At 71.0% G+C, this 18,897-nt stretch carries 18 protein-coding genes; 9 read left to right on the top strand and 9 right to left on the bottom strand.

Features of this window, described 5'->3' with window-relative positions; translation table 11 throughout:
• Window positions 1-39: 39 nt before the first annotated feature.
• The 5 genes from ACRX5W_RS25555 to ACRX5W_RS25575 form a co-directional block, all read right to left on the bottom strand.
• Complete coding sequence (locus tag ACRX5W_RS25555; RefSeq protein WP_436790688.1) at window positions 40-597, bottom strand: GTP-binding protein; 558 nt, start codon at window positions 595-597, stop codon at window positions 40-42.
• Between the two features lie 64 nt (window positions 598-661).
• Window positions 662-1,033 (bottom strand): DUF742 domain-containing protein, encoded by a 372-nt coding sequence (locus ACRX5W_RS25560; protein ID WP_436790644.1) that lies wholly within the window; start codon window positions 1,031-1,033, stop codon window positions 662-664.
• 22 nt (window positions 1,034-1,055) lie between these two features.
• Entirely contained in the window at window positions 1,056-1,493 is a 438-nt protein-coding gene (locus ACRX5W_RS25565; protein ID WP_436790645.1) for a roadblock/LC7 domain-containing protein, read from the bottom strand.
• Window positions 1,490-4,033, bottom strand: a complete 2,544-nt coding sequence (locus tag ACRX5W_RS25570; protein WP_436790646.1) for a nitrate- and nitrite sensing domain-containing protein — start codon at window positions 4,031-4,033, stop codon at window positions 1,490-1,492. The genes ACRX5W_RS25565 and ACRX5W_RS25570 overlap by 4 nt, the downstream gene beginning before the upstream one ends.
• Before the next feature lie 117 nt (window positions 4,034-4,150).
• Complete coding sequence (locus tag ACRX5W_RS25575; protein WP_436790647.1) at window positions 4,151-5,701, bottom strand: MFS transporter; 1,551 nt, start codon at window positions 5,699-5,701, stop codon at window positions 4,151-4,153.
• Window positions 5,702-6,228: 527 nt separating this feature from the next.
• Between ACRX5W_RS25575 and ACRX5W_RS25580 the strand changes: the two genes are divergently transcribed.
• The 4 genes from ACRX5W_RS25580 (at window position 6,229) to ACRX5W_RS25595 (ending at window position 11,932) form a co-directional block, all read left to right on the top strand.
• The gene (locus tag ACRX5W_RS25580; RefSeq protein WP_436790648.1) at window positions 6,229-7,497 is read left to right on the top strand and encodes an ABC transporter substrate-binding protein; all 1,269 of its coding nucleotides are present in this window, start codon (window positions 6,229-6,231) and stop codon (window positions 7,495-7,497) included.
• Between the two features lie 261 nt (window positions 7,498-7,758).
• Entirely contained in the window at window positions 7,759-9,858 is a 2,100-nt protein-coding gene (locus ACRX5W_RS25585; RefSeq protein ID WP_436790649.1) for an MMPL family transporter, read from the top strand.
• On the top strand, window positions 9,855-11,246 hold the full coding sequence (locus tag ACRX5W_RS25590; protein ID WP_436790650.1) for a sensor histidine kinase: 1,392 nt from the start codon (window positions 9,855-9,857) through the stop codon (window positions 11,244-11,246). Before ACRX5W_RS25585 ends, ACRX5W_RS25590 begins: the two co-directional genes overlap by 4 nt.
• Window positions 11,247-11,302: 56 nt before the next feature.
• Window positions 11,303-11,932: a response regulator gene (locus ACRX5W_RS25595; RefSeq protein WP_436790689.1), complete on the top strand. Its 630-nt coding sequence runs from the start codon at window positions 11,303-11,305 to the stop codon at window positions 11,930-11,932.
• Between the two features lie 47 nt (window positions 11,933-11,979).
• Here ACRX5W_RS25595 and ACRX5W_RS25600 read toward each other — a convergent pair whose 3' ends face one another.
• Window positions 11,980-12,645, bottom strand: a complete 666-nt coding sequence (locus ACRX5W_RS25600) for a TetR/AcrR family transcriptional regulator (RefSeq protein WP_436790651.1) — start codon at window positions 12,643-12,645, stop codon at window positions 11,980-11,982.
• Between the two features lie 179 nt (window positions 12,646-12,824).
• On the opposite strand from ACRX5W_RS25600, the gene ACRX5W_RS25605 reads away from it, so the two are divergent.
• The 3 genes from ACRX5W_RS25605 to ACRX5W_RS25615 are packed head-to-tail and all read left to right on the top strand — an operon-like array spanning window position 12,825 to window position 15,643.
• Window positions 12,825-13,415: an NADPH-dependent FMN reductase gene (locus ACRX5W_RS25605; protein WP_436790652.1), complete on the top strand. Its 591-nt coding sequence runs from the start codon at window positions 12,825-12,827 to the stop codon at window positions 13,413-13,415.
• 27 nt (window positions 13,416-13,442) lie between these two features.
• A complete protein-coding gene (locus tag ACRX5W_RS25610) occupies window positions 13,443-15,071 on the top strand; it encodes an MFS transporter (protein ID WP_436790653.1) in 1,629 nt (542 codons plus the stop codon).
• Window positions 15,044-15,643, top strand: a complete 600-nt coding sequence (locus ACRX5W_RS25615; RefSeq protein ID WP_436790654.1) for an NADPH-dependent FMN reductase — start codon at window positions 15,044-15,046, stop codon at window positions 15,641-15,643. The genes ACRX5W_RS25610 and ACRX5W_RS25615 overlap by 28 nt, the downstream gene beginning before the upstream one ends.
• Before the next feature lie 57 nt (window positions 15,644-15,700).
• Here the strand turns inward: ACRX5W_RS25615 and ACRX5W_RS25620 are convergent, their stop codons facing one another.
• A complete protein-coding gene (locus ACRX5W_RS25620) occupies window positions 15,701-15,982 on the bottom strand; it encodes a DUF2277 domain-containing protein (RefSeq protein WP_436790655.1) in 282 nt (93 codons plus the stop codon).
• 197 nt (window positions 15,983-16,179) lie between these two features.
• Window positions 16,180-16,539 carry a cupin domain-containing protein gene (locus ACRX5W_RS25625; protein WP_436790656.1) on the bottom strand — a complete coding sequence of 120 codons (360 nt, stop codon included), beginning with the start codon at window positions 16,537-16,539 and terminating at the stop codon, window positions 16,180-16,182.
• 147 nt (window positions 16,540-16,686) lie between these two features.
• Between ACRX5W_RS25625 and ACRX5W_RS25630 the strand changes: the two genes are divergently transcribed.
• Window positions 16,687-16,935, top strand: coding sequence for an SCO4226 family nickel-binding protein (locus tag ACRX5W_RS25630; protein ID WP_436790657.1), 249 nt, complete (start codon window positions 16,687-16,689; stop codon window positions 16,933-16,935).
• A gap of 30 nt (window positions 16,936-16,965) precedes the next feature.
• On the opposite strand, the gene ACRX5W_RS25635 is transcribed toward ACRX5W_RS25630, so the two are convergent.
• Window positions 16,966-17,535 carry a winged helix-turn-helix transcriptional regulator gene (locus tag ACRX5W_RS25635; RefSeq protein WP_436790658.1) on the bottom strand — a complete coding sequence of 190 codons (570 nt, stop codon included), beginning with the start codon at window positions 17,533-17,535 and terminating at the stop codon, window positions 16,966-16,968.
• A gap of 151 nt (window positions 17,536-17,686) precedes the next feature.
• On the opposite strand from ACRX5W_RS25635, the gene ACRX5W_RS25640 reads away from it, so the two are divergent.
• Window positions 17,687-18,835 carry an acetyl-CoA C-acetyltransferase gene (locus tag ACRX5W_RS25640; RefSeq protein WP_436790659.1) on the top strand — a complete coding sequence of 383 codons (1,149 nt, stop codon included), beginning with the start codon at window positions 17,687-17,689 and terminating at the stop codon, window positions 18,833-18,835.
• Window positions 18,836-18,897 lie beyond the last annotated feature (62 nt).

The following is an 18,897-nucleotide window of genomic DNA, read 5'->3' on the forward strand; positions in this document are numbered from 1 at the left end:
GCGGCACGGGCGAGGCTCCGCCGTGTGAGGACACGCGAATCACGGCACCGGCGTTACCGCCTCCGCCGGGACACCCGCGAGGTGGTCGACCAGTGCGAGAAGGACCTCGCGGCACGAAGCGCGCTCGCGTACGTCGCAGAACACCGTCGGCACCTGCGGATCCAGGTCGAGCGCCGCGCGGATCTCCGCCTCGGTGTACTCCTGCACCCCGTCGAACACGTTGACGGCGACCACGAACGGCACACCCCGGCGCTCGAAGAAGTCGATGCTGCCGAAGCTCGTGTCCAGGCGCCGCGTGTCGGCGAGCACGACCGCGCCGAGCGCTCCGCTCGCCAGGTCGTCCCACATCGACCAGAAGCGCTCCTGGCCCGGCGTGCCGAAAAGGTAGAGCACGAGGTCCGTGTCGAGCGTGATGCGTCCGAAGTCGAGGGCGACGGTCGTGGCCTCCTTGTGGGCGACGCCTTCCAGGTCGTCGATGCCGAGCCCGGCGACCGTCATGGTCTCCTCGGTGTGCAGCGGCGCCACTTCGCTCACCGAGGCGACGAGCGTCGTCTTTCCGACTCCGAATCCGCCCGCGACCAGGATCTTCACCGCCATCGCGGCGGGGGGCACCGGAACCGCGAAGACGTCGCGGCCGCTCGGCTGCGGGGCGGTCACGGGGCTAGAGGCGTCCGAGGCCATCTCTCACCTTCCTCAACAGCTCGGCGTCGGGCCTGCGGGCCATCGACAGCGGCGCCCGGGCGGTGACGCGGCCGGCGTCCACCAGGTCGCCGATCAGGATCCTGGTCACGCTGACCGGCAGCCCGATCAGCGCGGCGATCTCCGCCACGGCCTGCGGGCTGCGGCACAGGCGCAGGATTTCCTCGTGCTCGGGTTGCAGCGCCGTGTCGCGGCTGTCGGGCGCGGCGTCGACCGTGGTGACCAAGGTGATGAGCGTCAGGTTGTCGGACGTCCGGGTGCGGCCCCGGGTGAGCGTGTACGGCCGCACCAAGGGTCCGGCGTCGTCGTCCCACGCGTGCTCAAATCCGCTCACGGCCGCACTCCCTCGCCCGGTCTCATGACCGTGTCCCGTTCTTGCGCGCCGCGTCGGCGTCGGACCGCGGTGTCGTGCCGAGGTATTCGCCGACCTGTTTGACCAGGGTGTTCATCTCGAACGCCACGACCCCCACGTCGGCGCGCTGGTCGGTGAGCACCGCGAGGTGGGCGCCCTGCCCGGCCGCGGTCAGGAAGAGGAAGGCGTCCTCCATCTCGATCAGCGTCTGCCGCACCGTGCCGCCCTCGAAGTTCCGGCCTATGCTGCGCGCCAGGCTCGACAGGCCCGAAGAGGCGGCGGCCAGTTGCTCCGCGAGATCCCGCCGGAACGTCTCCGAGTGGCTCATGACCAGGCCGTCCTGGGACAACACGACGGCGTGCCGGGTGCCCGGCACCCTCTTGACCAGGTCGGTCAGCAGCCAGTCGAGCCGGCTGTCGGTCGCGGTGGTGGGCTGGGTCATGGGCGTTCCTTCGGTCGTTCGGTGGTGACGTCGGCGGTGGCCCGGGCGCGTTCGGAGGCGCGCTGGAACGCCGATATCGTCGCGGCTGCCTCGCGCGGCGACGGGCGGGCGGGAGCATCGCCCCCGGACTCGGCGTCCGTCGATTCGTCGGCGCGGGCTTCCCGCAGCGGTGCGGCCAGGTTCGCCTGGCGTACGCGGCGGGGCAGCGGTTTGGGACGGCCGTTTCCGGCGGGTGGGGTGGCGGGTGCGGTCTCTGACGGCGCTGCCGCGGCCGGGGAAGGCCCGGCGGGGTTCGCGGTTTCCGCTGTCTCCGCTCCCACCGGTGCCTCCACTGTCTCGTTCTCGTCGGTATCCGCGGCGGCGTCCGGGCCCGTGGCTTCGTCGGCGTCCGAGCCACGGCTGGGTGCGGGGATCGAAAGCCGGGTGACGGTGGCCGGGGTCGCCTGTGGCAGCGGCTCCCCGGGCTCCGCCGGCTCCGCGCCGTCCGTCGGCTCCCCGGAGGCGGTCGGTGCGGAATCGTCCGCGGACTCCCCGGCCTCGGGAGTGTCCGCGTCGTCGCTCCCGTCGGGGCCGATGATGAGCTCGCGGGGGATGAGGACGATCGCGAGGGTACCGCCGTAGGGCGACGGACGCAGGGCCACGTTGATGCCGTACCGCTGCGCGAGTTGCGCGACGACGAACAGGCCGAGCCGCAGGTCGTCGGCGAGCGCCACCATGTCGAAGGGTGTGGGCTGCGCCAGTTCGGCGTTGAGCGTTTCGTACTCCTCGGCGCCCATGCCCAGGCCGCGGTCCTCGATCTCCACGGCGAGGCCGGTGGCGACCGGCATGCCGCGTACCTCGACCGGGGTGTCCGGAGGCGAGAACTTCGTCGAGTTCTCCAGGAGTTCGGCGAGCAGGTGGATCACGCCGCCGACCGCGGGCCCGGCCAGGGACAGGTCGGAGGCCACGCGCACGTTGACGCGGGCGTAGTCCTCGACCTCGCCGACCGCGCTGCGGACGACGTCGACCATCCGCACCGGCTTGCTCCAGCGGCGTCCGGGCTGGTGACCGCTCAGGATCACCAGGTTCTCCTCGTACCGCCGCAGCCGCGTGGCCAGGTGGTCGAGCAGGAACAGGTCCTCAAGGAGTTCGGGGTCCTGGTGCCGGCTCTCCATCGCGTCCAGGACCCGGAGCTGGCGGCCGACGAGCGACTGCGTGCGCAACGCGACGTTGTGGAAGACCTTGGCGTAGCCCTCGCGTTCGCGGGCGAGACGGACCGCGCCGTCGACCGCGGCGCGCTCGGCCGTGCCGAACGCCGCCGCGACCTGCCCGATCTCGTCGTTGCCGTGCGGCAGTTCCGGCATCTGCGACGTGTCGGTGAGGTCGTCCAGGCCGAGTGCGGCTCCGTCGACGTTCTCGCCGCGGCTGAGCCGGGCGATCACGGACGGCAGCCGCTTCTGCGCCAGTTCGACCGTCGCGTGGTGCAGGCCCATCAGGCGCCGGCGCAGCGAGCGTGTGACGCCCCAGCACAGCAGGCTGACCGCGGCGACCACCGCCAGGCCGAGAGCGGTGATCAGCCAGACCATGAACTCCTGGTCGTCGACGCGCTTTTCCGCGGCCTCGACGATCGTCTCCGCGCGCTGGCCGTTGAACGCCGTGATCTGGGTCATGACCTGGTCCATGGTCGTGCGCCAATCGGCGGTCTCGGGCGGCAGCCCCAGGCCCTGCGACGGTCGGCCGTCCACGCCCATGGCCAGGACCGCTGTTTCCGCGGTGACCAGTGCCCGCCAGGGTCGGCTCGACGTCATCTCCCGGTAGGCGCCCACGAATCGGGGTTCGAGGTTCGGCTCGATCTGTTCCCCGTACAGCATGCGGCGCGCGCCGACAGCCTCGGCGAAATCGAGGTATTCGGCGGCGCCCAGTTCGCCCACACCCAGGGCATAGGTCAGCAGCGCGTCTTCCCGCGAGGTCATCTCCGCGGCGCGAAAGACGTCGATGAGCGTCTCGGAACGGTGGGTGAGGTTGCCGTCCGTCTCCACACGCGACAGCGCGGAGAACGTCGTCAACTGCGTTTGCACCGCGTCGTTGTACAGCCGCAGCAGGTCCGGCCGCTTGCCGTCCCGGTGGTCGATCTGCGCGCGCGTGGCAGGCAGCAGGTCGCGTGACTCCTCGATGAGCCGGGCTTTGTCCAGGATGTTCGCGTCTGTGTCGGTGAGCTTGCCGATCATCCGGGTGAACTCGGCCAGCGCCGCGTCGGTCCTGGCCCGAGTGGCGTCGAGTTCGGCCTTCGTGCCGCTGTCCGCTCCCGCGAGCCATGCCGCGCTGAGCCGGCGTTCCTGCTGGAGCTGCACCATCACGGCGTACGCGGAGGGTCCCGCCTTCGCCGAAATCGTGTTCTGGTCACGCAGATCGGAGGCTTCCGTCCACATGTGCTCCGCTGTGTAGGCCCAGAGCCCGATGAGCGCCAGGGACGGCACCACCGCGAGGACGACCAACATCGTGCGTATCGAGGAACGTCGTCGCGGCCGGTCGGCGCCGGCTCCCCGGAGGGTGAATCTCATCGTCTATTCCAAGCCAATTCAAACAAGAGGGAGCGCGCTGACGCACAGGCATGCGAGCGATGAGTCTGGGGGCCAGGGGAGCCGGATGTCCAGATGTTGGAGTGAATCCACTTATCGTCAGCTTGTCGGCGGTCCCGCCTGGTTGCCCTGCAAGCGCGCCAAGTCCGCCGCTCTGACCTGGATGACCACGGCCGCGACCAGTGCCGCGATCACCGCGAAAATCGCGGCGGTGACGAACGCGGCGGTGATGCCGTCGGTGAGGATCTGGTCGGCGTACGAGCGCGGCAGTTGGCCGGTCCGCTCGAACGCGGCCCGCTGCTCCGGGGTCGCCTGGGTGAGGAATTCCTTCACCTGGTCGTCGGCGGCGTCGCGGCTCGCGGTTCCGTACACCGTCACCAGAATCGACAGGCCGAGCGAGCCCCCGACCTGTTGGGTGGCGTTGAGCAGGCCGGACGCGGCCCCGGTGTCGCGTTCGACGACGTTCGACACCGCCATCAGCGTCAGCGACACGAACTGCATGCCCATGCCCAGCGCGAAGACGAGGATCGGCCCCAGCACGCTGCCCAGGTAAGTGCTGTCGACGTCGATCAGCGTCAGCCAGCCCAACCCGATCGCGGTCAACAGCGCGCCCACGACCATGAACGGCTTGGGCCCGAATTTCGGCAGCAGTTGCGACGTCACACCCGCGCCGATCGCGATGACCGCACTGACCGGCAGGAACGCCAGGCCCGTGGCAAGAGGGCTGAAACCGAGGACGTCCTGCACCCACAGCGTCAGGAAGAAGAACATCCCGAAAATCGACGCCGCGAGCAGCAGCATGATGGTGTACGCGCCGGACCGGTTTCGGTCGGCGAACATGCGCAGCGGGGTGATCGGTTGGCGTGACCGGTTTTCGATGGTCACGAACGCCGTAAGCACCACCGCGGCGGCCACGAACGACGCGATGGTCAGCCCGTCGCGCCAGCCGTCCTGCCCGGCGCGGATGAACCCGTAGACCAGCAGTCCGACGCCGAAGGTCGACGTCAGCGCGCCCGCGAGGTCGAAGTGCCCCGGCCGGCGCGCGGATTCCGCGATGCAGCGCGGCGTGGCGAGTGCGATCGCGAGCCCGATCGGCACGTTGACGAAGAAGATCCAGCGCCAGTCGAGCCATTCGACCAGCATCCCGCCGGCCAGCAGGCCGATCGCCCCGCCGCCCGCCGACACCGCCGCGAACACCCCGAACGCCCGGTTGCGTTCCGGTCCTTCGTTGAACGTCGTGGTGATCAGCGACAGTGCGGTCGGCGACGCGATCGCCCCGCCGACGCCCTGCAACGCCCGCGCCGCGAGCAACTGCCAGGACTCCTGCGCGAGTCCGCCGAGCAACGACGCGACGACGAACAGCAGCACCCCGAAGATGAACACCCGCCGCCGTCCGAGGATGTCGCCGGCCCGGCCGCCGAGCAGCAGCAGGCCGCCGAACGTGAGGGTGTACGCGTTGATCACCCACGACAGGCTCGTGGTCGAGAAATCCAGCGCGCTTTGGATGTGCGGCAGCGCGATGTTCACGATGGTGATGTCCAGCACCACCATCAACTGGCACGACGCCAGGACCAGAAGCGCAAGTCCCTTGCGCGCGCTGCCTGGTGCGGTGTCTGCGGGGGCTGTCCGGGCGGAGGGTGATTGCGCCATGGCGGGCATCCGAATCGAGCGGAATCCGGTCGTAGGCGCTTGCCCCGACCGGACTGCCGAGCGGGCAGGCCTGCCGGAGTACGCGCCTTTTCCGACCGTAACCCGGTGTGCGGCGACCTGCCCGACGGGCTGAGCCGGCGTGGCCGCTCGGAAGTCCCTGTCACGCACCGCACCGCTCCGACTGCGCCCTGCCACACCGTTTGGAAGGCGACGGGGTGCGCCCGACCGCGTTCGCCGAACCGTTACATCGCGGGAGCGTCCGTGCATTCAGCGCTGACCTGCGCGAATGCTTCGAGCATGTGCGGACGCAACCAAAGGTCGCGCGGACTGTGTGCCGCCACATATCGACCGCGACCCTCGCGCGCGGACATAGTGCGAGCCCACTTGTTGACGGCCGCTTGTCCACGGCTGCCTGGAGACGACTGCGCGAGGAGGGCCATGTGCAACTTGGCGCCGGTGCTCGACCGCCCGCCCGGCCACGGATGCCGGGGACGCGTATGAGGCGGCACCGGCCGAGGCGGCACCGGTTGAGCACGGGCAGGAGGAGCCTGCGGGTGTGCGTCGCCCTCGCGGTGGCCCTCGCGCTCGCGGTCGGCGGGTGCGCGGCCTTCTCGTCCGGCGGCGGCTCGGACGACAGCGTCGACGTCAGGACCGGGCCCGGCATCACCGACCGCACCATCACCCTCGGCGCGATCACCGACCTCACCGGTGTCTACGCGACCCTCGGCAAGAGCATGACGCAGGCGCAGCAGTTGTACTTCGACCAGCTCAACGACGCCGGCGGCGTGTGCGGACGCGACGTCGAACTGCTCATCCGCGACCACGGCTACGACGTGCAGCGGGGCGTCGACGCGTACGCCGAGGTCTCGGGCAAGGTGGCCGGCCTTCCGCAGGTGATCGGGTCGCCGATCGTCAGCGCACTGCTGCCGAACGTGCAGCGGGACCAGATGCTCACGATCCCCGCGGCGTGGGCGTCGACGCTGCTCGCGCACCGCTACATCCAGGTCGTCGGCGGCACGTACGACATCGAGATGATCAACGCCGTCGGGTTCCTGGTGAAGGAGAAGGGCCTTCGGAGCGGCGACAAGATCGGCCACGTCTATTTCGAGGGCGAGTACGGCGAGAGCGCCCTCTCGGGTGCGAAATTCGCCGCCGGACGAGCCGGAGTGACCGTCGTCGAGCAGCGCATCAAGGCCACCGACGCCGAGATGGCACCCCAGGTCGCCGCGCTCCGGGCGGCCGGCGTCAAGGCGATCCTGATGAGCGCCGGGCCGAAGCAGTCCGCGTCCCTGTCCACCGTCGCCGCGGCCGTCGGCCTGAACGTCCCGATCGTGTCCAACAACCCCGGTTTCAGCCCGCAACTGCTCAGCTCGCCGGCCGCGAGCTCGCTGCTGAGCAACTTCTACCTGGTCAGCGCGGTGCAGACGGCCAGCGCGGCGGTCTCCGGCATGCGGTCCCTGGTCGCCGCGTACGAGGAGGAGTATCCGACCTCGCCGTTCGACAGCGCGGTCTCGTTCGGCTACGTCGCCGCGCAGGTGTTCGGTGCGGCTCTGAAGAAAGCCTGCGAGGCCAAGGACCTGTCCCGCGAAGGGATCCTGCTCGCGCTGCGCACCATGAAGTCGTTCGAAAGCGGCGGCATCATGCCTCCGCTCGACTTCAGCAAACCCGGTGACGCGGGCTCCGCGACGTCGTTCGTGCAACGTCCGCACCCGACGGCCAAGGGCGGACTGATCAGCATCGGGGAGCCGATCACCGCGGAAGGTGTGGAGGACTACCGGTTCCCGAGCCCCGGCTGACCCGGGGAGACAGAGAGATCGGGCCGCCCCGGCCGACCGGCGCCCGCAGGGTGGCGTGTTCGTGCAGTGCGCGCCACCGGGAAACCACAGCGGCGACGGGGCCTGTGTTACTCCGATGGGAGTAACACAGGCCCTGTCACACCTTCGGCAGTAACCGCCTTCTCCGTCGCCGGCCCGACGATCCGCCGCTGTGCCGCCGGAAGCCTGGACAGCAGGACTTCGGCACGTTCGGTACCTCGGGCATCGGCGGGAAGGCGGGGCATGGACACGACGGAACAGCCCACACGCGCACGGCGGTGGGTGTGGGGAGCGCTCACCCTCTGGGTGGTCCTCGCGGCGGCACTCGTGCCGCTCGCGGCGAAGCTCGGCGACGAGCAGAAGGACGAGATCGTCTCGTACCTGCCCGACAGCGCCCAGTCCACCGATGTGGCGCGCGTCCTCGCGGACATGCCGGGCGGCGACACCACCGATCTGTCGCTGGTCTACCACCGCGACGGCGGCCTCGGCGGCGACGACCGGGCGCTGGCCGAACAGCAGGCGCGCGAGGTCGCCGGCCTGTTCGAGTCGGTGGGCGGAGCCGTCCCGCAGGCGGTGGTCTCAGGCGACGGCCGCACTTTGGTCTACGCCTTCCAGTTCGCCGAAAGCGCCGGAGAAGCCGCCGATGTGGTGGCCGACGTCCGCGAGGTGACGGACCGTCACCCGGCCGGACTCGACGTGTGGGTCGGCGGCCCGGGCGCGACCGACGCCGACATGGACGAGGTCTTCGACTCCATCGACGGCACGCTGATGCTCGCGACGCTGCTGGTCGTCACGATCCTGCTGATCGTCACCTACCGCAGCCCCTTCCTGTGGCTCGTGCCGCTGGTGTGCGTCGGCGTCGCCGAGGTGAGCACCCGGGCCGTCGTGTACCTGCTGGCCAAGGGCGGCGACGTCACGGTGACCGGGCAGAGCGGCGGCATCATGACCGTGCTCGTGTTCGGCGCGGGAACCGACTACGCGCTCCTGCTGATCGCGCGCTACCGCGAGGAGCTTCGGCGCACGCCCCGCCCGATCGACGCGATGCTCACCGCCCTGCGCGGCTGCGGCCCGGCGCTCCTCGCGTCCGCCGGGACCGTCGTCGCCGGCCTCCTGTGCCTGCTCGCCGCCGACATGAACAACCTGCGCGGCCTGGGCCCGGTCGGGGCCGTCGCGGTCGCGGTGGCGTTCGCGGTCATGACGACGCTGCTGCCCGCGCTGCTCGTGCTGCTGGGCCGCCGCGTCTTCTGGCCGATGATCCCGGCGTACGGCAGCACCGCGCGCACGAAGCGCAGCGCGTACGCCCGCATCGGGGGCTTCGTGACGCGCCGCCCGATCGGCGTGGTCGCTCTCGGCACCGTCCTGCTCGGCGCGCTGGCCGTCGGCACCGTCAATCTGCCCGGCGAGCTGCGCGCCGCCGACGGCTTCACGTCCAAGCCCGATTCGGTGGTCGCCGGGGAAACCCTCGGCGAGGCCTTCCCGGAGCGCGCCACCCAGCCGATCACGGTCGTCACCCGCACCGAACGCACGGCCGCGACGATCGCCGCCGCCACCGCGACCGAGGGCGTCGCCGACGCCGCCGCGGGGCGTACCGCCAACGGCTGGACCGAGATCGAGGTGTTCGCCACCGACCGACCCGAATCGTCCGGGGAGGAGGCGACGATCAAGCGACTGCGCGATGCACTCGCCGACGTCGAGGGCGCCCGGGCCGCCGTCGGCGGACCCACCGCCGAACGCATGGACCAGGACACCGCGGTGGCCCGCGACCAGAAGGTCGTCGTCCCGATCGTGCTCGCGGCCGTGCTGCTGATCCTGATCGGACTGCTGCGCGGCCTGGTCGGCCCGCTGATGCTGGTGGCCGCCGTCGCGCTGGTGTGGGCCGCCTCGCTCGGCCTCGGCGCGCTGTTCTTCGAACCCGTCTTCGGCTTCGCCGGCGCCGATCCGGGGCTGCCGCTGCTCAGCTTCGTCTTCCTGGTCGCACTCGGGGTCGACTACGGCATCTTCCTGATGCACCGCATGCGCGAGGAGGCACTGGCCGGGAAGCCCGCCGACGACGTCGTGGTGTCGGCGCTCACCGCGACGGGCGGCGTCATCGCGTCCGCAGGGTTCGTGCTGGCCGCGACCTTCTCGGTGCTCACCGTGCTGCCGCTGGTGATGATGGTCGAACTCGGCTTCGTGGTCGCGGTCGGGGTTCTCCTCGACACCTTCCTGGTACGCACGTTCCTCGTCACCGGCGCGAGCACCCTGCTGGGCCGCCACGTGTGGTGGCCCGGCCCCCTCTCCAGGCGCGCACGACCACCCGCGCCGCACGACAGCGCGGACAAGTCCTCGATGATGGCCCGGTGAACCTCACGCCGACGAAGACGAGCAGGGCGTCGTGGTCGTTCGACGCCCTGCTCGCCTTGCTGCTCGCCGTCACCGGCCTGGCACTCGGCTACGCGGTGCCCGGGTCCCGGGCGCTCGACCCGCTCGGCGCGGCCCTGCTGGTCGGGGCGTGCGCGGCGCTGCCGTGGCGCAGGGCACGCCCCGGGCTGGTGCTGGTGCTGGTGCTGGTCATCACGGTGCCGTACCACATGCTCGACTACCAGCACGAAGCCGCGTCGCCCATCGCGCTGGTGGCGCTCGCGACCTACTCGGCGCGGGTCGCACGGGTCAAAGCGCTGGTCATCGGCATCGGCGTGATGGCGACGGCGGTCACGATCATGAGCTACGCGCGCGACGGGGCGGTGAGCGGCGACCATCTCGGGGCGATCGGCTGGATCTTCTTCTCCGCCGTGGCCGGACAGGCGTGGCGCAACCACAAGGCCTACATCGCCTCGATCATCGACCGGGCCGACCGCGCCGAACGCGCCCGTGAGGAAGAGGTACGCCGCCGCGTCGCCGAAGAACGCGTCCGTATCGCCCGCGACCTGCACGATCTCCTCGCCCACAGCATCACCCTCATCGGCGTCCAGGCCGGCGTCGCCGCCCACTTGGCCCGGCAGCCGCAGCCCGACGGCGACGTGCTCGCGCAGGCCCTGGAGACCATCGCCGACACCTGCCGTGACGCCCGTGCCGAGGTGCGGGCGGCCCTGACCGTCCTGCGGGACGACGGGGAGGCACCGGACCACGGAGTCGTGCCCGGCCTCGCGGGCGTCGACGACCTCGCCGCGTCGGTGCGGCACACGGGTGTCGAGGTCGCCGTGACGGTCGACGCGGGGGCGGACGAGCTCGCGCCGGCGGTCGGGGTCGCGGCGTACCGCATCGTGCAGGAGGCGCTGACCAACGTGGTCCGGCACGCGAGTGCGCGGCGGGTGCGGGTCACCGCGCTGCGCGAGAACGGCGAACTCGTGCTGACCGTGGCCGACGACGGCCGGGGCGACGGCCGCGAAGCCGGCGACGAGCCGCCCGCACCGGCCCCCGGCACCGTCGCTCGGCCGACAGGGAACGACCGCGTCCCGGTTCCCGGCCCCGCACACGTCGTGGACGGCCCCGGCGGCTTCGGCATCATCGGCATGTCCGAGCGCGCCCGCAGCGTGGGTGGGACGCTCACGGCACGGCCGGGCGAGACCGGCGGCTTCGTCGTACGTGCCGTACTGCCCCTGCCGGACGGCCCCGCTCCGGCGGAAGACACCGCCGATGACGCGGCCGGCGGCACCGGACCTCGCACCGGCCGCATGCCGCCTTCGCGCGCTCCCTCCGCCGAGGGACCTGCCCCCGCCCGCCCCGCGCCGCCCGTTCCGGAGGCCTCGTGACCACCCTGCGCGTCCTGCTCGCCGACGACCAGAACCTCGTGCGGTCCGCATTCGCGATGCTCGTCGACTCCGCACCGGACATGACCGTCGCGGGACAGGCCGAAGACGGCCGCCGCGCCGTCGAACTCACGCGCGAACTGCGCCCGGACGTCGTGGTCATGGACATCCGCATGCCCGGCCTGGACGGTATCGAGGCGACCCGGCACATCGCCGACGATCCCGAACTCGCCGGAGTACGCGTCCTGGTGCTCACCACGTTCGACGACGACGAGAACGTGCTCGCCGCCCTTCGCGCGGGCGCGGGCGGCTTCCTCGTGAAGGACACCCGCCCGGCCGAACTCCTCGACGCCATAAGGATCGTCGCGGCCGGCGACGCGCTGCTCTCCCCGGGGCCCACGGCACGCCTGGTGGCCCGGATCGTCCGGCTCCCCGACGCGGTCGCCGCCCCTGTCGGCCCTTCGGCGGCCTCCCGCGTCGACGCCCTCTCGGGCCGCGAACGCGAGGTGCTGGCCCTGGTCGGCCGCGGTCTCAACAACGCCGAGATCGGCGAGGTGCTGGGTCTCAGCCCGCTGACGGTCAAGACGCACGTCAGCCGGATCATGGGCAAGCTCTGCGTCCGCGACCGTCCCCAACTGGTCGTGGTCGCCTACGAGTCGGGGCTCGTGCGGCCGGGCGGGGCGGAGTAGGCGGCTTCGTCCGGGCCCAGGGGTGTCTCTCACGGCCAACGACATGATCACCGTGCGGGCGGTCGGCGCGGACGGTACGCCCGCAGGAACACCGCCAAACCGGAGTCGACGATCTCGTTGACCTCCGCTTCCGCCATCGACAGGGCGCCCATGAAGGTCCGTGCCGAGACCTCGCTGCCGGTCAGCGCCATCAGGTGTGTCGCGGCGTGGAAGGGGTCGTCGATCTCCAGCAGTCCGCGCTTCGCGAGCCCGGCGAGCGCGGCGGCGAGCGCGGCCTTGACCGGCTGCGGACCGTTCTGCCGCCACGCGTCGATCACCTCGGGCGGCAGGTGGCCGACTTCGGCGTTGATCTGCCGCACCAGCGCGAAGTGGTCGGGGAATCCGGGGCGCGATGTCGCGAACTCCCGGACGAACGTGCGGAGATCGGCCTCAAGGTCGGTGATCTTTGCGAAGTGGCGCTCGATCTGGGCGACATGGGCGTCGCGGACGCTTGCCGCGCTGGCCGCGATGACCTCGCGGAACAGCTCGTCCTTGTCCTTGAAGTGGTTGTAGATCGTGCGCGTCGAGACCCCTGCCTCCTTGGCGATCTCGCCGATGCTGCCGCGCGTGTAGCCGTCCCGTGCGAAAACGCGCAGCGCGCCGTCCATGACTGCTTGGCGCTTCTCCCGAAGACCGCGGCGCTCGCGGGGCGCCGCCTCGTCGTGTCCGCCCATCGCCACTCTCCTCGCCGCAAAAATTGCCATGGTCGTTGTACTTAATGCAATGCACGTTGTACTTTACCTGTGTCGGGCCGAACCGCCCAGTGCGGACCGGCCGGCGCATGCATCCCGAACACCCCGATCCCGGGCGGAGCCATGCGCTTTTGCCTCCCGAGACCCGTGAAGGAATCACCATGACCGACGCTCCCGCCACCCCGCTGCGGCTCGCCGTCATCGTCGGCAGCAACCGCGAAGGGCGCTTCGCCCCCGTGGTCGCCGACTGGTTCACCGCCCGTGCGCAAGAGCACGGCGGCTGGCAGGTCGACGTCGTCGATCTCGCCGACACGGCACTCCCGGCAGGCACCGTGTGGCCCGGTGTGTCGGACCAGGAGTCCGTCGCGCGGTTCGCCGGCCTGGTCGACGCGGCGGACGCGTACGTCGTCGTCACGCCCGAGTACAACCACAGCTTCCCGGCCGTGCTCAAGCACGCGATCGACCTGCTCCGCGACGAATGGCGCGCCAAAGCGGTCGGGTTCGTCTCGTACGGCGGCATGGGCGGCGGCCTTCGCGCGGTCGAGCAGTTGCGGCTCGTCTTCGCCGAACTCCACGCCGTGACCGTGCGCGACAGCGTCAGCTTCCACAACGCGTGGGAGCGGTTCGACGAGAACGGCGAGCCCGCGGACGCCGCAGGCTGCGCCGGTGCCGCGAAGAGCATGCTCGACCAACTCCACTGGTGGGCCCGGACGTTGAGTGAGGCCCGTCGGTCGCGCCCCTACACGGTGTGACGAAGACCCGGTAAAGGAGCCACCGCCATGCCGCGACCGACCCCCGAACACCCGATACCCGCATCCGCCAAGAAGCCCGTGGTGACCCTCGTCGTCGTGCTTCTCGGCTACCTGGTCCTCCCGATGGGCATGTCGGGAACCACCGTCGCGGTCCACCGCATCGGAACCGACCTCGACGCCTCCGGGGCGTCGCTGCAATGGGTCGTGACGGGGTATTTCCTCGCCGCTTCCTCGCTCATGCTCGTCGCCGGCTCACTCGGCGACCTCTTCGGACGCCGCAGGGTCTACCGGCTCGGCGCCATCGTCTATGGCAGCGGCTGTGCATTCAGCGCGGCGGCGCCGGACATTCTCGCGCTCGACATCGCCCGTACCGTCACGGGCATCGGCGCGGCGGGAGTCATGGCCGGAGGAGGCGCGATCGTCGCCACGACGTTCAGCGGGCCGGCCAGGACACGCGCCTTCGCCGCGGTCGGCACCACCGGCGGCGTCGGCCTCGCACTCGGTCCGACGGTCGCCGGCTGGCTGGTCGGCGCGCTCGGATGGCGGGCCACCTTCGGGCTCTTCGGCTCGATCGGTTGCGTCCTGATCGTCGGCACCTGGGCCCTCGCGGAATCCCGCGCGACCGACAAGCCCCGCCTCGACCGTGCCGGGACGGCGACCTTCGTCGCAGGCCTCGCCCTCACCGTCTTCGCCATCACACAGGGCTCCGAGGCGGGTTGGACCAGCGCACGCGTACTCGGCCCGGCACTCGCGGGACTGCTGCTGCTCACCGTGTTCACCGCCATTGAACGACGCGCGGAACGGCCCGTGCTCGACCTGTCGCTCCTGCGCAACCGCCGCTTCGCGGGCTGGCTGCTCGCCGCGCTCACAACCTCGGTCGGCATCGGCGGCATGCTCGTGTACCTGCCGGTCTACCTGCAAGGCGTGAACGACCTGTCGTCCGACGAGGCGGGGCTGACGATGCTCATGATGACGCTGCCCGTCCTCGTCCTTCCGTCGGTCAGCGGACGCCTGGTCACCCGGGGCGTTCCGCCGCGCCTCGTGGTCGTCACCGCACTGTTGCTGCTCGCGGCGGGCAACGCGCTGCTGACGGTTCTTCACCCGGGCATCGGGGCATTGCAGTTGCTGGTCCCGCTGCTGCTCGCCGGGAGCGGCATGGGCCTGGCGTCCGGGCTGATCGACGGCCAGGCGATGACCGAGGTCGACCCGGCTCGCGCGGGCATGGCGAGCGGCCTGGTCAGCACCGTGCGCGGCACCACCCAGTCGCTGGTGCTCGCACTGTTCGGCTCGGCGCTCATCACGATCCTCGACGCGCGCCTCGGCTCGCCGGACGCGGCGGGACGCGTCGCGGCCGGCGACGTGGCCCCGATCCCCGGCCTCCCGGGCATCGACCCGGCCACCGAACTCACCGACGCCTGGCGCCTCGTGCTGGCTGTGGTGGCGGGAGTGGTCCTGCTGTCGGCGCTCGTCGTCCTCCGGCTCCTCCGAGCTGCGCCGGCGGATCGCGGCGACGCGAAAGTGCGCACCTTCCCACGAGCGACACACCGACCGGCGGAAACGTCCGTGCCCGTGCCGCCCGCGGATGCGGTGCCCGACCGGCAGCCGATCGCGGCGCGTAGCATCGATGCATGCCGTCGCCCGTCGCAGTGCTCCTGATCACCGGCAGCCCGCGCGCGGGAGCGACGAGCACCGCGGTTCTCCAGACCGTTTCCGAAACCGTCGAAGCCGGTGCCGTCACCGCGCGCATGTACTTCGGCACGGGCGGGCTGCCGCACTTCAATCCCGACGACGACTTCGAACCGCTGCACCCGGCCGTCGCCGAGCTGCGCACGCTGATTGCCCGCGCCGACGCGCTGCTGTTCAGCACCCCGGAGTACGCAGGCGATCTGCCCGGCTCGTTCAAGAACCTCCTGGACTGGACCGTCGGCGGCAGCGAGATCGTCGCCAAGCCGACGGGGTGGATCAACACCGCGGCGCCCGGCCGGGCCGAGGGAGCGTACGCGGCGCTCCGCACGGTCCTGGCCTACACCGGCGCCGACATCGTCGAAGACGCCTGCGTGCGCATCCCCGTCGCCAGGTCGGCGATCGACACCGAGACCGGGACAATCACCGACCCGGTCGCCCGTGCCGCCTTGGCCAAGGCCGTCGAAACCCTTGTCCGCCACACCCGTTCGACGCCGCTCCCCGCCCCGGAAGACCGGCAGCCGCCGCGCACGAGTCCCTGGTAGCGCCGAACCGCCCGCCCGAGGCCAAGCGGCAGTGATGTTGCCGAACGCCGGCCGGCGCTATGCGGATTTCTCGCGGGCGGCGGCGAGGCGGCGCAGCGGCGGCTCCGTCTTGGGCGGCGTGCGGCGCGGCGGCAGGTCGTCGAGAAGCGTTGTCGCGGCGTCGGTGACAGCCCGGACGGCGCGTTCGAAGGCCGGCTCGGTTGTCGGGCTCAGCGACTGGACACCGCTGATCTTGCGGACGAACTGCCGGGCGGCCGCCTCGATCTCCTCGGGCGTCGCGGCCGGCTCCAGGCCCCTGAGGGTGGTGATGTTGCGGCACATGCCCTCAAGCGTAGGCATGCGTTCCGACATCGGCTGCGGCTTCACTCCGGCACTCCGGATCCGGGCGCCTTCGTCGCAGGTGGCGAATTGATCGCCGCTCAGCCGGGGGGTGCTTTGAAGGATGTGGGGCAGGCGGCCGCCGCACGGGCCGGGCGCCGGCGGCAGGGCATCGACGGATGACCGCGGCGCGCCGGTCGAGGCGACGACCGTCTGGTCTAGGTCTCCTTCTTGGCGTAGTCGTGGATGTTGCCGGCGAAGTCGAAGACGACGGCGGTTTCGTCGCCGACGACCCATGCGTCGTGTCCCGGGTCGCACACGAAGACGTCGCCCGCGCCGAGGTCCTTCTCGGTGCCGTCGTCCATGCGGATGTGCAGACGGCCTTCGGCGACGTAGCCGTTGTGGTGGAACTGGCAGCTCGGGGTTCCCGCGATGGGCCTTACGTCCTGCGACCAGCGCCATCCCGGTTCGAAGCGGGCCACTCCGAAGTCGACGCCCTCCAGGCTGACGACGTCGAGGTGGCCGTGCGGCATGTCACGGCTCTCGTCCGCTTGGTTGATCGAACGCACAGCGAGCATGACGGATCATCTCCAATCGCGGTCAGTTCCATCGTGCGCCTCCTGGTCGGAGATATCGATGGGAACGCCTGGAAAAGTCACCTGATGCGGTGTTTGACTGGATAGTGGAGAAGGCCGCACAGTCCTTGTGCCGACAGGGAGTTGGACATGCCTGTATTCATGGATGTGCACCGCAACATGCGGGGCATCACCGCCGACGAACTCCGCGAGGCCCATCGCCAGGATCTTGAGGTCCAGGGCACCGAGCACGTCGAGTTCAAGCGCGCGTGGGCCGACCCCGAGTCCGGGATGGTGTTCTGTCTCGCCGAAGGCCCGGACGCGGACGCGGTACGGCGCGTGCACGCGCTGGCCGGCCACCCGGCCGACGAGGTGTACCCCGTGACTCTGGAGGTGTAAGTCCGAAGCGCGCAGGCCCCGGGCGCATGCTCAGGGCCCGACCGGCCCGGTGCGGTCCCAACCCGGCGCGTGCCGGTGCAGCTTCACATCGCCCGGGGTGACCTGTCGGCCGCACTTCCGGCACATCACCGCGAAGTCGAAGTCGTGGTCCTCGTGCCGGAAGACGACCGGCGGGCGTTCGCTCACCCATCGGTCGCCCCACGAGGCGAGTGACTGGAGCACGGCCTGGAGGTCGCGTCCCGCCGGGGTGAGGTGGTACTCGTACCGCGTCGGCCGCTCCTGGTAGGGGCGCCGTTCCAGGATGCCGGCGGCTTCGAGAGACCGGAGCCGTGCCGTGAGGATGTCGCGCGACGCTCCCGTGTTCCGCGCGATCGCGTCGAAGCGCCGGTTGCCGAACGAGATCTCCCGGACGGCCAGGAGCGCCCACTTCTCCCCGATCAGTGCCAGTGCCGAGGCCGCCGAGCACGGTCGCCCGGCGGTCGCGGGCTGCGGCAGCCGTTCCCGTGCGTGGGGCGAAGACCGGTCTGTCGGCGGGCTCGGCTCTGCGGGTGCCGGGGGCGGCGGTGCGGGGTGCTCTGGCATGGGTGACGCGGAACTCATGCCGACAAGGTTGCCATTTCCAACCCACAGGCGCTAGCTTCGCTCACATGGTGAGTTGGAATATCCAACCCATAGGCGCGGGCGGGACTTTCCACCACTTGTCTGCCATCCACTGTCAGGGGAGCACCACCGGCCGAAAGGCGGCACAACCATGACCGAGGCGTACATCGTCGACGCCATCCGCACCCCCGTCGGCAAGCGCAACGGCGGACTCGCGTCCGTCCACCCCGCCGATCTCGGCGCCCACATCCTGAGCAGCCTCGTCGAGCGGACCGGCATCGACCCGGCCGCCGTCGACGACGTGATCCTCGGGGTCCTCGACCAGATCGGACCGCAAACCGGCAACCTGGCGCGCGTCGCGTGGCTGTCCGCCGGGCTGCCCGCCTCCGTCCCGGGCACGACCATCGACCGGCAATGCGGTTCGTCGCAGCAGGCGGTCCACTTCGCCGCCCAGGCCGTCATGAGCGGCACCGCCGACATCGTCGTGGCGGGCGGTGTGCAGAACATGAGCGCGATCCCGATCGGCGCCGCCGCCCGGGTCGGCAAGGAGTTCGGCTTCGCCGGTCCGTACGACTCCGCCGTCGGCTGGCAGAAGCACTACGGAGACCAGGAGATCAGCCAGTACCGCGGCGCCGAACTGATCGCCGAGAAGTGGGGCATCACGCGCGAACAGATGGAGGCGTTCGCGGTCGCGTCCCACGAACGGGCCCTGCGCGCCGAGACCGAAGGCCGCTTCGCACGCGAACTCGTTCCCTATGGCGACGTCGTGCGCGACGAGGGCCCCCGCGTCCCCGACTGGACGAAGATCAAGTCCCTGCCCACGCTGCGCCCCGGCGGCCGCCTCACCGCCGCACTCGCGAGCCAGATCTCCGACGGCGCGTCCGCGTCGCTGATCGTCTCCGAGCGCGCTTTGCGTGTGCACGGTCTCACCCCGCGCGCCCGCATCCACCACCTCACCGTCGTCGGCGACGACCCGGTGCTCATGCTCACCGGTCCGATCCCCGCCACCGCGCGTGCCCTCGAACGCACCGGGCTCACCCTCGACGACATCGACCTGGTCGAGATCAACGAGGCCTTCGCGTCGGTGGTCCTGGCCTGGCAGCGGGAGACCGGCGCCGACATGGCGAAGGTCAACGTCAACGGCGGAGCCATCGCGCTCGGGCACCCGCTCGGCGCGAGCGGCACCAAGCTGCTCGCCACGCTGCTGAGCGAACTGGAGCGCACGCAGGGCCGCTACGGCCTCCTGACCATGTGCGAGGGCGGCGGCATGGCCAACGCGACGATCATCGAGCGCCTGTAGAGCCGCACAGCGGACGAGCGACCGGCAGTATTCCGACACGCCGCACGAGGGGAGGACCGCGG

The sequence above is a fragment of the Yinghuangia sp. YIM S10712 genome (assembly GCF_051388935.1).
Classification (GTDB): domain Bacteria; phylum Actinomycetota; class Actinomycetes; order Streptomycetales; family Streptomycetaceae; genus Yinghuangia.